Annotated in this window: 10 protein-coding genes, 1 tRNA gene and 1 pseudogene; 7 read left to right on the top strand and 5 right to left on the bottom strand. The window is 48.8% G+C overall.

Annotation, left to right across the window (positions count from 1 at the left end):
- Positions 1-190 precede the first annotated feature (190 nt).
- From EQU24_RS12500 to EQU24_RS12480, 5 genes are read left to right on the top strand one after another with little or no spacing between them, the layout of a single operon-like run.
- Positions 191-1,690: a type I restriction-modification system subunit M gene (locus EQU24_RS12500; RefSeq protein ID WP_017839180.1), complete on the top strand. Its 1,500-nt coding sequence runs from the start codon at positions 191-193 to the stop codon at positions 1,688-1,690.
- Entirely contained in the window at positions 1,687-3,171 is a 1,485-nt protein-coding gene (locus EQU24_RS12495; RefSeq protein WP_017839181.1) for a type I restriction-modification system subunit M, read from the top strand. Before EQU24_RS12500 ends, EQU24_RS12495 begins: the two co-directional genes overlap by 4 nt.
- Positions 3,164-4,345 (top strand): restriction endonuclease subunit S, encoded by a 1,182-nt coding sequence (locus tag EQU24_RS12490; protein WP_017839182.1) that lies wholly within the window; start codon positions 3,164-3,166, stop codon positions 4,343-4,345. Before EQU24_RS12495 ends, EQU24_RS12490 begins: the two co-directional genes overlap by 8 nt.
- 3 nt (positions 4,346-4,348) lie before the next feature.
- Positions 4,349-7,411, top strand: coding sequence for a type I restriction endonuclease subunit R (locus EQU24_RS12485; RefSeq protein ID WP_017839183.1), 3,063 nt, complete (start codon positions 4,349-4,351; stop codon positions 7,409-7,411).
- Positions 7,412-7,424: 13 nt separating this feature from the next.
- Positions 7,425-7,724 (top strand): hypothetical protein, encoded by a 300-nt coding sequence (locus EQU24_RS12480; protein WP_017839184.1) that lies wholly within the window; start codon positions 7,425-7,427, stop codon positions 7,722-7,724.
- Positions 7,725-7,815: 91 nt separating this feature from the next.
- Here EQU24_RS12480 and EQU24_RS12475 read toward each other — a convergent pair whose 3' ends face one another.
- Positions 7,816-9,084, bottom strand: a complete 1,269-nt coding sequence (locus EQU24_RS12475) for a type II toxin-antitoxin system HipA family toxin (protein WP_017839185.1) — start codon at positions 9,082-9,084, stop codon at positions 7,816-7,818.
- A complete protein-coding gene (locus EQU24_RS12470; RefSeq protein WP_017839186.1) occupies positions 9,081-9,542 on the bottom strand; it encodes a helix-turn-helix domain-containing protein in 462 nt (153 codons plus the stop codon). The genes EQU24_RS12475 and EQU24_RS12470 overlap by 4 nt, the downstream gene beginning before the upstream one ends.
- 222 nt (positions 9,543-9,764) lie before the next feature.
- Here EQU24_RS12470 and EQU24_RS23465 point away from each other — a divergent pair.
- Positions 9,765-10,058 (top strand): annotated as a pseudogene (locus tag EQU24_RS23465) (restriction endonuclease); the annotation flags it as partial.
- 203 nt (positions 10,059-10,261) lie between these two features.
- On the opposite strand, the gene EQU24_RS12460 reads toward EQU24_RS23465, so the two are convergent.
- Positions 10,262-10,348, bottom strand: a tRNA-Leu gene (locus EQU24_RS12460).
- 89 nt (positions 10,349-10,437) lie between these two features.
- Between EQU24_RS12460 and queA the strand changes: the two genes are divergently transcribed.
- Positions 10,438-11,460: a tRNA preQ1(34) S-adenosylmethionine ribosyltransferase-isomerase QueA gene (queA, locus tag EQU24_RS12455; RefSeq protein WP_026129994.1), complete on the top strand. Its 1,023-nt coding sequence runs from the start codon at positions 10,438-10,440 to the stop codon at positions 11,458-11,460.
- 5 nt (positions 11,461-11,465) lie between these two features.
- On the opposite strand, the gene EQU24_RS12450 is transcribed toward queA, so the two are convergent.
- A complete protein-coding gene (locus EQU24_RS12450; RefSeq protein ID WP_017839188.1) occupies positions 11,466-11,879 on the bottom strand; it encodes a VOC family protein in 414 nt (137 codons plus the stop codon).
- 119 nt (positions 11,880-11,998) lie between these two features.
- The gene (gene treZ / locus EQU24_RS12445; RefSeq protein ID WP_026129995.1) at positions 11,999-13,855 is read right to left on the bottom strand and encodes a malto-oligosyltrehalose trehalohydrolase; all 1,857 of its coding nucleotides are present in this window, start codon (positions 13,853-13,855) and stop codon (positions 11,999-12,001) included.
- Positions 13,856-14,114: the final 259 nt, after the last annotated feature.

Raw genomic sequence — 14,114 nt, 5'->3', positions numbered from 1 at the left:
CACTGGAGCAAATCACCTTAACCGTCAATCCCAAATATCGCTATGGCGGCAACTATCCTGACACGGGGGGAAGCTGAAACGCAAGCACTGATAGCGAAAAGTCTGGGCTACGTAACGAGCCAGTATACGGGGTGGATAATCTGCAGCTCGCGCCAGGCTATGAGCCTGAACCCCAAGAGAACAAACATTAATGACGTTGATATCCCTAAAAGACCTCGAAGCCCATCTATGGCACGCCGCTCATATCATCACCGGCCCCATAGACGCCTCTGACTACAAAACGTACATTTTTCCGGTTCTGTTTTTCAAACGGATATGCGATGTCTACGACGAGGAGTTTGATCAAGCCTTGGCGCAAGTGGGTGATGAAGAGCTTGCCAAGGGCGATATGTTCCATCGCATACAGATTCCAGAAAACTGCCACTGGAGCCATGTATTCAATCGAACGAAAGACGTCGGCCAGGCTCTGAAGGATGCGTTCAGAGGCATCGAGCTGGCAAACCCAAAGCTCCATGGCATTTTTGGTGATGCCAGCTGGACCAACAAAGATCGCCTGTCAGATGAACTATTAAGCACACTGCTCAATCATTTCAATAAGGTGAATCTCGGTGTCGCCAGCGTACGCGATGACGATATGGGTCGTGCGTACGAATACCTGATTAAACGCTTTGCAGATAAGGCCAACAAAAAGGCGGGCGAATTCTATACCCCGCGCACAATTGTTCGCTTAATGGTCAATATTCTTGACCCCAAAGCCGGTGAAAGTGTCTACGACCCCGCATGCGGCACCGGCGGCATGTTGCTGGAAACCATCCATCACGTTAAAGAAAACGGCGGTGATCCACGCCTGCTAAAAATCAAAGGCCAAGAAAAGAACCTAACCACCGAAGCCATTGCGCGCATGAATCTGTTTCTCCATGGCCAGGAAGACTTCGATATTGTGCGCGGCGATACATTGCGTGACCCTAAGTTTCTGGTCAGCGATCGGTTGGAAACCTTTGATTGTGTAATCGCCAACCCGCCATTCAGCCTCAAAGAATGGGGCTATGATCTTTGGTCGGCGGACCCGTTCGGCCGCAAACAGTATGGCCTGGCTCCCAAAACTAACGGCGATTTTGCCTGGGTACAGCACATGTTCGCCTCGTTAAATGACAAGGGCCGAATGGCCGTCGTTTTGCCACATGGCGTGCTGTTCCGTGGCGGAGCTGAAGGTGCCATCCGCACCAAACTACTACAAGAGAATCGCATTGAAGCCATTATCGGTGTGGCATCGAACCTCTTTTATGGCACAGGCATTCCAGCCAGCATTCTCGTGCTACGCAAATCACGCCCGCAGACTCATAAAGATCATGTGCTGATCGTTAATGCCGAAGAAATCTTCACCAAAGGTCGAGCGCAAAACACCCTAAGCAATGATCAAGCCGATGAAATCTACGCTATCTACCAAAGCCAGATTCAACAGGGCCCTAAAGCTGCAGAAATTGAAGGGGTTGCGCGCTGGGTTCCAATCAGTGAAATCGAAGAAAACGACTTCAACCTGAACATTGCGCGCTATGTCCAAAAGCCACTGGAAGAAGAAACCATAACGGTTGAGGAAGCTTTGAGAGATTTTCAACAAAAGCTCGCCGCATTGGAACAAGCCGAAGACGAATTGGAAGCCCTACTGATCCAAGAGGGTTTTGAGATATGAAAAAAGCAGATTTAGAAAACCTCCTTTGGGGTGCGGCCGAGTTTTTACGCGGCCAAATCGACGCCTCAGACTACAAACAGTACATCTTCCCTCTGCTGTTTTATAAACGCCTGTCCGACGTGTACTTAGAAGAATACGCCGAAGCGTTGGAGATTCACGAAGGCGATGCCGAATACGCCGCCATGCCCATGTTCCACCGTTTTGATATTCCACAAGAAGCGCGTTGGGAAAAGGTGCGCAACACCAGCAAAAACATTGGTGAAGCCATTCAAAACGCGCTGCGCTTAATTGAAGCGAACAATCCGCGCTTGCATGGGGTGTTTGGCGATGCCCAGTGGACCAACAAAGAGCGTCTGCCCGATCACCTGCTGGCCGACCTCATTGAACACTTCAGTAAAATTCCGCTGGGTATTAAATCCGTTGCTCAGGATGATCTGGGGGAAGCTTACGAATACTTAATCAAAAAATTCGCCGACGACTCCGGCCACACCGCTGCCGAGTTTTATACCAACCGCACCGTGGTGCATTTGATGACCCGCATCATGGGCTTGAAACCCGGTGAAACCGCCTACGACCCCACCTGCGGCACTGGCGGTATGTTGCTTAACGCGGTGATGGATCTGCGCGAACGCGGTGAAGAATGGCGCAGTGTGCATTTGTATGGCCAAGAAGTAAATTTGCTCACCTCAGCCATCGCCCGTATGAACATGTTCCTGCACGACATTGAAGAATTCGATGTGCTGCGCGGCGACACCCTGGCTGAACCCAAGTTTATTGAAAACGACCAGCTCAAGCAGTTTGATGTCATTTTCGCCAACCCGCCTTACTCCATCAAAAAGTGGAACCGCGACAAGTTTGCCGCCGACCCCTATGGCCGTAATCTGTATGGCGTGCCACCACAAGGCTGTGCCGACTATGCGTTTTATACCCATATCATCCTTAGCCTAAAACCCGACACTGGCCGCGCCGCCATGCTCTGGCCGCACGGCGTACTATTCCGCGATTCCGAGCAAAGCATCCGTAAACAGGTGATTGAATCCGACATTATCGAAGCGGTGATTGGCCTTGGGCCAAACCTATTCTACAACTCGCCGATGGAATCCTGCGTGGTGGTGCTTAATTGCAATAAACCTGCCGAGCGCAAAAACAAGGTGTTGTTTATTAATGGCGTAGAACACGTAACCCGAGCGCGCGCCCACAGCCGCTTATCCGATGAGGATTTAGCCGTGCTGTGTGAAGCCTACTTTGCACCTGACAAGCAAAGCGACATCACGGCTTTGGTTGATATCGACACCATCAAAGAAAACCTCTACAACCTGTCGATTCCGCTCTATGTGCAAGCACAAAGCAATGGCGAAGTACACGATATTGAACATGCCATCGAGGCATGGAAAGTCAGCCGTGTGCAATTGAAGAAACAGACCAATAAATTATTCCAGAGCCTCGCGCAGTTAGGTTACGAGGTAAAAAACAATGACTGATAAACAAACCGTTAAATTTGGTGATATTTGCCGTGAAGTAAAGCTCACCACCAAAGACCCGATTGCCGATGGCTATGAACGCTACATCGGCTTAGAACATTTGGATTCCGGTTCGCTAAAAATCAAACGCTGGGGAATGATTGCTGAAGATAACCCAAGTTTTACCCGAGTCTTTAAAAAAGGGCATATCCTTTTTGGGAAGCGCCGTCCATACCTAAAAAAGGCGGCTATTGCTGAGTTTGATGGGATATGCTCAGGTGACATTATTGTTATGGAGCCAAAGGCAAACTTCGACAGGGATTTACTGGCGCATATAGTTCAATCAAATATATTTTGGATGACGGCAATAAACACATCATCTGGGTCGCTATCACCCAGAACTAAATTCAAATCAATTGCAGAGTTTTCTACTACCAAGTCCTCATTGAATACGCTTTCAGAAAAGAAAAACATTCTTTTAGCTTCAGAAAATATCAATAATTATGCAAGGGCGGCTATTAGTTCTGGCGAAAATCTTGTGCCGCTGTTAATGCAAGAATTGTTGTACGGATGTAAGAGTGATGAACCAAAAAGGCAAGCGAATTGCGGCTTGATACCTGAGTCGTGGGATGAGGTTAGGTTTGATTTGGTAGGCAAGTTTCTTAGCGGTGGAACACCTTCAAAGTCGAAATCTGAATATTGGGGAGGTTCAATTCCTTGGTTCAGCCCAAAAGACATGAAGACGGTAAATCTATCGGAATCTATAGATACTATAACTGATGAAGGTGCAAAGTCAGGTTCAAAAATTATATCTGAGAATACAATACTATTTGTTGTAAGAGGAATGATACTGGCACATACGTTCCCGGTTGGAATAACCAATGTTACAGCGGCTTTCAATCAGGATATGAAGGCTATAGAAGTCGATGAGGATTTTTGCCCTCGATTTATTCTCAATTGGCTAATTGCGAGCTCGCCAAAGTTCCTATCGAGCGTTAGCACATCCACTCATGGCACCAAGAGATTAAGCTCTGATTCTTTTTCTACGTTTTGGGTTCCTAAGCCACCAAAGCATTTGCAGGAAAAAACTGCACTAATTTTGGATGGGTACCGTGAATTACTCAGCACTATTCGCTCTAAGGAAGAAAGAGCAAACTCAATTAGGCAGGAAATAGTAGGAAATTATTTGGGGTAACATATGTTTAACGAACAAACCGTCACAGAAAATGGAATGATTGACCGCTTAAAAGGTTTAAGCGGCGTAAAGTGGACTTACTGCCACGGTGAGAGCCTGCCCAAACAAGCGCAGGATATCTTTGTCGATGAGTGGCTTAAAGACGCGTTGTGTTCGTTAAACCCCGATATCGCCAAGCAGCCGGATTATGCGGATGAAGTGATCTACAAACTGCGTGGTGTGGTGCTGGAAGCGCGCCACACCGGCTTGGTGAAGGCCAATGAAAACTTCCATGAATGGTTGATGGCCGAGAAAACCTTGCCCTTTGGCGAGAACGGCGACCATATCACCATCAATCTGATTGATTTCGACAATATCGACAACAACCATTTTGTGGTCGCGCAGCAAGTGCACTATATCGCGGCCACCGAAGTCTATTTTGATATTGTGCTGTATGTGAATGGCATTCCCTTGGTGGTGGGTGAAGTGAAAACCGCTACCCGCCCGAGTGTTACCTGGCAAGACGGTGCCGCCGATTTTATGGGTGGCAAAAAGCACTACTGGAAAAACGTTGAACCCTTCTTTGTGCCCAACTTGCTGTGTTTCGCCAGTGAAGGCAAAACCTTTGCTTACGGCGCCATCAATGCCCGGGTAAAAGATTGGGGGCCTTGGCACAACACAGATCAGCGAAATGAAATACTGCCTGGCATGGCTTCGGTACTCGACAGTTGCGAAGGTTTGTTAAACCCGCAAACGTTGTTGCAGTTACTCGAATCCTTCGCGTTGTTTTCAACGGTAAAAATCGGCAAGAACACGCCACCCAAGCGCATTAAAATTCTACCGCGCTACCCGCAGTTTGAAGCTGCAAAGCAGATTGTGGAGCGTGTGCGCAAAGGTTACCCGAAAAAAGGCCTGATCTGGCACTTCCAGGGTTCGGGTAAATCCTTGTTAATGCTCTATGCCGCCAAAATGCTGCGCGCCGAAAATGCGCTTAAAAATCCCACCGTATTGATCGTGGTCGACCGCCGCGACCTGGACAGTCAAATCAACGAAACCTTTGGCGGTGCGGATGTTAAAAACCTCATCAAGGTGCAAAGCTGCAAGAAGCTCGGTGAGCATATCGAGCAAGACAGCCGTGGCATATTGATCTCCACCATCTTCAAGTTTAAAGAGGTCGAGATTGACGAGTGCAGCCCCAATGGCCTGAATAACCGCGACAACATCATCGTGCTCGTAGACGAAGCCCACCGCACCCAAGAGGGCGGCTTGGGCGAGAAGATGCGCTGGGCCCTTCCCAATGCGCATTTCTATGGGTTAACCGGTACACCGATTTCGGGCATTGACCGCAACACCTTCAAACTATTTGGCGCCGAGGAGGACCCCGGCCGCTATATGAACCGCTATAGCTACAAACAATCCATTCGCGATGGCGCCACCAACCCGGTTAAGTTTGAGCCACGCTTGGCTGAACTGCGCGTAGACCGTGACGCCATTAACCAAGAATTTGAACAGCTGGCCCAAGAAAACAACCTGGACGAAGAAGAAAAGGCGGCGCTCTCCAAGCGTGCAGGTAAATTGGCTGTGATGCTCAAAGCACCCAAACGCATGGCCGCAGTCAGCTCCGATATTGCCGAGCACTTTACCAGCCATGTGAAGCCGAAAAAGATGAAAGGCATGGTGGTGGTGTACGACCGCGACGCTTGCGTGCAGATGTACTATTTGCTCGGTGAAAAACTCGGCTTTGATGCCGTTGATGTGGTGATGAACGTCGACCAAGCACCGGTAAAAGCCGGAGAAGGCGGTAAAAAAGACAAGCTCAACAAAGACTGGCGCAAGTGGCATGACGATTTAGAACTGCCGATTCAGCAGACAGATTTCGAGCGTTGGCAGCAGATTGATGCCGAAGATCAGGCTCAGAAGGACTTAATCGAGAGCTACAAAGATCCCAAGCACCCGATACAGCTGATTATCGTGACCGCCAAGTTGCTCACCGGATTTAATGCGCCGATTTGCTATTGCATGTACTTGGATAAGCCCCTGCGCGATCACACCCTGTTACAGGCCATGTGTCGCACCAATCGCTTGTACGAAACGGACGAGGTGCGCAAAGACATGGGCCTGATCATTGACTACCTCGGCGTATTTGAAAACCTGCGTACCGCGCTGGCCTACAATCCGGAAGAGATTGATGGCGTAGTGGAAGGCATTGAGGCCTTTAAAGAGCTGCTGCCTGCTCAGCTAAACAAGTGCCTGGACTTCTTCCCCGATGTGGACCGCACACTAGAAGGCTTCGAAGGCATTATGGCCGCGCAAGAATGTTTGCCGACCAATGAAAAGCGCGATGAGTTCGCCGCCAGCTTCGGTGTGTTGTCCAAGCTATGGTCAGCTATTAATCCTGACCCATTCTTAAGTCCTTTCAGAAAGGATTATAAATGGCTGGCGCAAATCTATGAGTCCGTCCGCCCTGTAGGCCAAACCGGCGCTCTTGTGTGGGCGGCATTGGGCCCTGAAACCATCAAGATGATCCACGAGCATACCGATATCAACCGCATCCGCGACGATATCGATGAGCTGATCATGGATGAACACGCTATTTTTACCCTGACTGAAAAAGAACAAGAACAGCGCGCGAAGCGACTGGAGATTAACTTAATGGGGCGCCTGCGAGGTCACACCGATCCGAAATTTATCGAGCTGGGTGAGCGCCTGGAAAAGCTGCGCCAAGACTACGAAGCCGGTGTGATTAAAGCGATCGACTGGTTAAAAGGACTGTTAGACGCAGCCAAGGAAACCGTGCAAGCCGAGCGCGAAACGGGCGACCGCGTCGTTACCGAAGAGGACAACAAACAGGCCTTAACCAAGCTCTTCCTGGAAACCCGGCCCGAAACAACACCAAAGTTAATAGGCGATGTGGTTGAGCAGATCGACAAAATCGTCAAAGCCACCCGTTTCGAAGGTTGGCAAAACTCCAATAGTGGTCCGCGTGAAATCCAAAAGGCGCTTCTGGTGACGCTTGCGCAATTTGGGCTGGGTAAAGATAAAGAGCTGTTTAATAAGGCTTACGCCTACATCGAAGAACATTACTAACAGGGATGGACGCATGACCGTCAGAAAAAGAATCTCAAAAAGCACCATGTCGATGTTTCTTCGTACAAAGTGTGATCGTGAACTCTATCTCTCTTTGCATGAGGATTCTGAACTCGAGGCTAATGGTATGCCGGTTCCGTTGCAGGCTCGACCGGGAATTGGAGTGCTACAAACGGTTGGAAGGGATTTTGAAGATGATCGCAATGAACAGCTGATTCAGGCGTTTTACAGTCTTGTCATATATCAGCCCGACAAAGGAGGCGCAAACTATAATGGCCCCCTAAATGTTTTGTCGTTGATCAAAAGACTTTGAATGACGAATGGGCTGCTTTGGTGGGTCTTTGTTTGAAATTTCGCCGATTGTTGTTAAACCCTGGGTTTAATAATCATGATATTTTCAAACTCTATTTGATTCGAAAGTCCTCGTGTAAATTAATCCAATGGCCTTTCAGTTTCTGCTTGTGCGCCTCATTCATGGGGAGATCTTTGATAGCCTCTCGCCAAAGATTTCGAGCCTTCTCCATGACATCATCCAAGTGGGGTTTAATTACTCTCCATGGAATCTCGGCACGATTAGCCCATGACTGAAAGTTTGCCAAGGATACGTCATACCACTCTTTAGTCTTGCCTAAATTCAGTGCGAAATGTCGTTCACCGTCGATATATAAGCTCGTGGTAACAATATCGTACGCGGGTGAAAGCCTTGGCGTGATTTTATCTGAATAAATCAAACTCCAATTCTTTAGATGTGCATCGCCATTTGCGAGAAGAATGTTGACAAGCAATCGCCTAGCGAATTGTTGTGCATCGGCCAAACCATCACCAGAAAAACCGTAAATAATTCGGCCTATTTGTTCGTAGTTTGCCGAGTTGTATTTTTCATGGGCGTATTTAACCAGCACCTGGGCAAAGTCTTCCATGTGGATGCGCGCATCATTATCGCGATCAAAGCGTTTGATTGCGAAGGCTAGCTTTTCATCGGGCAGATTTATCTGCGGAAGATTATCGAGTTTATTTAGCTCAACCAGCTTAATTTCCGGAATGTCCACTCCGACCAATTCCGCAAGTTTCATTGCGGTATATTCGTTTACCGGCACATCTTTATGCTTGGTAGAAGGCGTTTTTACAATCCAATCGCCCAAGACATCGCCTTTGGAAAGATTGTAACGTCCGTCTTTTTCCTTCATGGAAAATTTCATCTGAACGCCGGCCAATGAAAATTTGTTTTCCGGTGATACATTGTCAAACTTTATTGCTCGAGCTTTGCCGTGAGTATTGAGAACACTATCTGGAACATCGTCTGGTTCCATCGGCTCGGCCACCAAGGCGCCAGGCAGGTCAGCACCTAAATAGGAAAGAATATGGAACTCGTTGTCGACATGAACTTTGAGTCCTTGAGCAATCAACTCTCTCAGTGACCCCTCCGGAAGTAAATTGGACAATGTAGGGTGCAGCCTTTGGTTTCTTGTCCATGGTTCCGCCATTATTTTTTTAGAATGAGGAAACGCTGGGTGAGTAATCAAACTAAAGGTAGGACGGTTTGCATCATTTTTAAATTCCTCGGTAAAGCTCAGTACATTTCTACCGCCTTGAAAGCCAGCCAAATACCCAACCAGCCTGTCGTGCAGGCTCAACTTGATTACGTTTATCTCATCGACTTGGGCTTCGCTCATGAATCATCCCCCAGCAAGTCCTGCCATGGATCATCTGAAAGACTTTTCTTTGCCTCTTCTTTTGCAGTTTTTGTCGCCTGGCATATATGCTCCTTACCTAGCTCGGAACTCTCCTGTTCAAGCAGCGCTATGACAGCGCCAAGCTTTTCCTTTGGTATGAGCATAAGTTCGCTATTCAAGCCCTTCGCTATCAACTCCAAGGTGTTTAGCCTAGGGTTTCCTTTTGATTCCATGCGCTGATATTGCTGACGAGATACGCCTACACGCAACATCATGTCGTTCTGCTTGAGGTCGAGTGTCAGTCGCCGTTGTTTTATCTGGTGGAGTAAAGAATTCATCTTAGTAAACACATATGTTGCTTTCACGATGGATAGCAACATATTAGTTGCTTTCATATCTAAAGGCAACTTATCCGTTGCTTTTGAGGGGTGCCACACCAGCAGCATAAAAGGCAGCATATATACCTTTCGCACTTCAAATTTCGGCAGTGCCGGAGGAGGCCTCGGGGTGCTCGATAAAGGCTTTGCCAGCATGGAGCTGGCATAGAGCCTACATGGACGTATTTACGGCGTCCTTTAACGGGCACCCCGAGGCCGAATTTTCATCTGCGATGAGTATATATTGCCTTTTGGCCGTAGCGCTCTCGTTGTCGAACAGTCGAGTAAGCCGCCGATTCCCAAAATGAACGGAACTTTGTAGCCGAACTCGGCACCCGTGATGAAGTAGTGGTCAACGCCAAACTGCCGAAAGGCTTTTTCATGTCGACGCCGGTCGGTGACTACAATCCGAATTGGATGATCGCGCATTCGAAGATTGAATGCGCCCGCATGTTTTTCGAGCGACTCAATCATATAGTGTTCGCACATCAAATTTCGTTTTTTTATCCCCTCATCCTAGCTTTCTCCCGGAGGGAGAATATATTGAAGCGCCGAAATTTGATGTGCGATAGGCAAAAATCAACGAAGAGCAAGTGAAATCCGACGTCGAGGACAATTACATAAAACTGATGAGGTTAGTGATGTAAACAAGCTTGTTTATTGCAATGTTGATGGGAGAATTGAAATCCGGCAACTCAATAAAAAACAGTGGGTCGCTTTTGCTGCGGCAGTATCGCATTTTTCAAAAGGCAATAAAAAAAGGCCTTAACGGAAAATCCGCTAAAGCCTTGATTATTCTTTGGTACCGAGGGCCGGAATCGAACCGGCACGGTATCGCTACCACTGGATTTTGAATCCAGCGCGTCTACCAGTTTCGCCACCCCGGCAAAGAACGGATATTATATTGAAATTTTTTCAATTGTCCAATGTTTTTTTAAGTGTCATTATTCGGAGCAAACTGGTATTATCGCGCGCCATGAAAAAAAGCGACTTTAATTATCATTTACCGGAGCATTTAATTGCTCAATACCCCTTACCTGACCGCGTTAGCAGCCGATTGTTGTGTTTGGATGGCGCTAATGGGAATTTGCGCGATAAGCGGTTCAGCGATTTTATCGATTTGGTCGAGGCTGATGATTTATTGGTATTTAATGATACCAAGGTGATTCCCGCGCGCCTATTCGGACAAAAACAAACCGGCGGCAAGGTGGAAATTTTGATCGAGCGCATCGTCGATCGGCATGAAGCCATTGCGCATGTACGAGCGAGTAAGTCGCCCAAAGCCGGGACGATTATCGATTTGGATCGAGATTATCGCTGCGTAGTGCAGGGTAGGGAGGATGACTTGTTTAGGCTCCGCTTCGATGGCGACGCCGGCGTGCTCGACATTCTGGAAAGCATCGGTCACATTCCGTTGCCGCCTTATATCGACCGGGCTGACGACGCTGTCGATTTGGAGCGCTACCAAACCGTATTTGCGAAGGAAGCGGGTGCCGTGGCGGCGCCGACTGCCGGCCTGCATTTTAGCCAAGCTATTCTTGATCAGTTAGACGCAAAGGGCGTACCAAAAACGTTTGTGACGCTGCATGTCGGGAGCGGTACGTTTCAACCGGTTCGAGCCGAGGATTTGTCTCAGCATCTAATGCATAAGGAATATTATGCGGTTTCGCCTGAAACAGTCCAAGCAGTCGAGCAAGCCAAGTCTCGTGGCGGACGTGTCATCGCTATCGGCACCACGGCGGTAAGGGCATTGGAATCGGCTTCGAGGAGCGGCAGACTTGAGCCCGGTTTTGGCGATACCGATTTGTTCATTACGCCGGGTTACCGATTTGTATCGGTCGATGTTTTGCTGACCAATTTTCATTTGCCCGAGTCTACGTTATTGATGCTGGTTTCGGCGTTTGCCGGTTACGACAATATTATGAAGGCTTATCGGCATGCCATAGAACAAGAATACCGTTTTTTCAGTTACGGCGATGCGATGTTCTTGACACGTTGATGCGCTCATAAATTACTATTTGCCGCTCCCTTCAGCTCGATAACATTATTCTCCGGATCTTCGATATACAACGAAGGTCCGTAGCCTTCTGCTCCGTAATGTATTTCGATATCACTGTAGCTAACGCTTTTTTCTACTAAGTACCGTTTGATTTCTTGTTCATCGAACGGGTCGATACGCAGGCAAAAATGATGCATGTTCCGACCCTCTTCGCTCGGAGCCCGGCCTCCTTGGCGGCCGAGTTCGCCTTGGACCGAGACGATGTCGATCAATGAGGCTCCTGCTCTCAATTGATACAAGCCGATTTTTTCCGACGATTTTTCGAGATGGCAAGCCAGCACATCGCAATAGAAGCGGATCATCGTTTCCGGGTTTCGGGCCCGGATCACGACATGGTCGATATTTTTAATCTGGAGCATGACTGGACTCCTTGAGGATAAGAGCTATCAGCATCGGCTTGGCGCGCTTGAAAGCCGGCATCGGCCTCTTGCTTATCGGAAAGCGCCATGGCAACTAGCTTTTTGCGCTTCGAGAAAGCTTAAGACTCGGCATCGGCTTCGGCCAATAGAAAAATTACCGACCAAGGCGTCAGCCGGCCCTGTTCGACACGTTCGGACGCGTCCGGTTCGGCGGCAAACAAGACTTCGCCATCGCTAAAGCAGTTGACCCAAGCCGGTTCGCTGCCGAGGTTGGCGATCATTTTTAAAATGCTTCCATCATTCATCGGCCATTGCACGCATAACGCATGTTCATTGAGAACTCGGTATTCGGCTTGCCCTCCGGTCAATCCGTAGAGTCTCGGTCGAATATACCGGCTTCGAATGCGTAATAGTTTTCGGTGATATTCGAGCCATTGCAGATGCGGCGTTTCGTCGATTTCGTTCCAATCCAGTATTGCCGACTCGAAGGTTTCCGGCTCATTCGGCGTCGGAATCGGCTTTTTGGGGTTCGGTTTGAAATCGGGGAACTTGGCAAATTCGTTGAGCCTGCCTTCGGCGACTTGCTTATTTAAGTCGTCGGAGAAGTCGACAAAGTAGTTGAAAGGACGGCTGCAGGCCCATTCCTGTCCCATGAACAACAACGGCGGGGCAGGGGCTAGCAGCAATATCGCGGTTGCGGCTCGTAACGCTTCGGGCGAGCATAGAGCCGATAAGCGTTCGCCATAGGCTCGGTTGCCGATTTGGTCGTGAGTCTGGAGAAAATTGACAAAAGCGGTCGGCGGTAGATCCTTCGACGGTTCGCCGCGCGGATTGTCGTCTCGGTATCCGGAAATCTCTCCCTGGTAGGCAAAGCCTTCGGCAAGACACCGCCCCAGGTGTTGAATCGGCTGCTCGCCGTAGTCTTGATAATAACCTTGGTGTTCGCCGGTCAACTGTGCGTGTAGTGTATGATGAAAGTCGTCATTCCACTGCGAGGTAAAATAACGTTCCGGGTGCTCCGAATTCTGCCTCAAGTAATGCGCGGCATTGGCGTCGTTTTCCAGTATCAAGTGAATTTGCCGGTCGAAACCCGGACCCCGGCGCACGGCTTCGGCCAGACAACTCAAAAAATCCGGGTCGGATTCGTCGAAAATGGCATGTACCGCATCCAGGCGTAGGCCGTCGAAATGAAACTCGTCAAGCCAATACAAGGCATTATGGATAAAAAACTGGCGTACCCAATGGCTGTGTTCGCCGTCGAAATTTATCGCCGCGCCCCACGGCGTATGCGTTCGATCGCTGAAAAATGCCGGCGCGTAATGATGCAGATAATTGCCTTCCGGTCCGAAGTGATTGTAAACCACATCGTTGAAAACCATCAGACCCTTGGCATGAGCGCTGGCAATCAAGTCTTTTAAGTCGTCGGGTGTCCCGTAGCGGCTGTCGGTGGCAAATAACAGAGCACCGTCGTAACCCCAATTACAGCGCCCGGGGAAGTCGGCGATCGGCATCAATTGCAATGCGGTGACGCCTAAATCGACCAAGTGGTCTAGATGTTTTTTAACGCCGGCGAATGTGCCTTCTTTACTGAAAGTGCCGACATGCAATTCGTAAATGACCGAATCTTCCCAAGGCAGGCCTATCCAATCATTGTCTTGCCATTGCCATTCGCTAGGATCGATGACCTGACTGGAACCGTGGACATCCTGCGGTTGATATCGGGAGGCAGGATCGGGAACTTGTATTTTTTTATCGATTCGGTATTGGTAATAAAATCCCGCGCTGGCCAATTCGGTAGTAATGCCGAACCAGCCATCATCTTCCGGGGCCATCAGCAATCGTGTTTCCGGAGCCAAACCTTGTAAACAAAGTTCGACTTGCTTCGCGCCGGGCGCCCACAAGCGGAAATTGACGCGTCCGTCGTCGAGTATATGAGAGCCGAACGGCATGGAGTGTAGACGTTTTACGATAGACATAAGCTTTAACCTTACGCGGCCTTTAGCGACCGCAACTTTTGCGATCCTTGCAAACGCGGGGAGAGGTTTTCACTCTTAGTAAATTCTCAAGAGAAAACCGTGATATTCACTTATAGGACTGTTCGTATTCTTGCGATCCTTAGCTATCAATATACGCCGACGAATTTATACATGCAAGGTTGGGTCGGAATTCACCCGTTAGGAACAGGCATGAAATCTGTGCTTTAATGTCCTAAGGGTTTGGTCGTAAATAACTTCC

The organism is Methylotuvimicrobium buryatense (genome assembly GCF_005931095.1).
In the GTDB taxonomy this organism is placed as follows: domain Bacteria; phylum Pseudomonadota; class Gammaproteobacteria; order Methylococcales; family Methylomonadaceae; genus Methylotuvimicrobium; species Methylotuvimicrobium buryatense.
The sequence above is the reverse complement of the archived record's forward strand: the minus strand, read 5'-3'. Positions and strand labels throughout refer to the sequence as shown.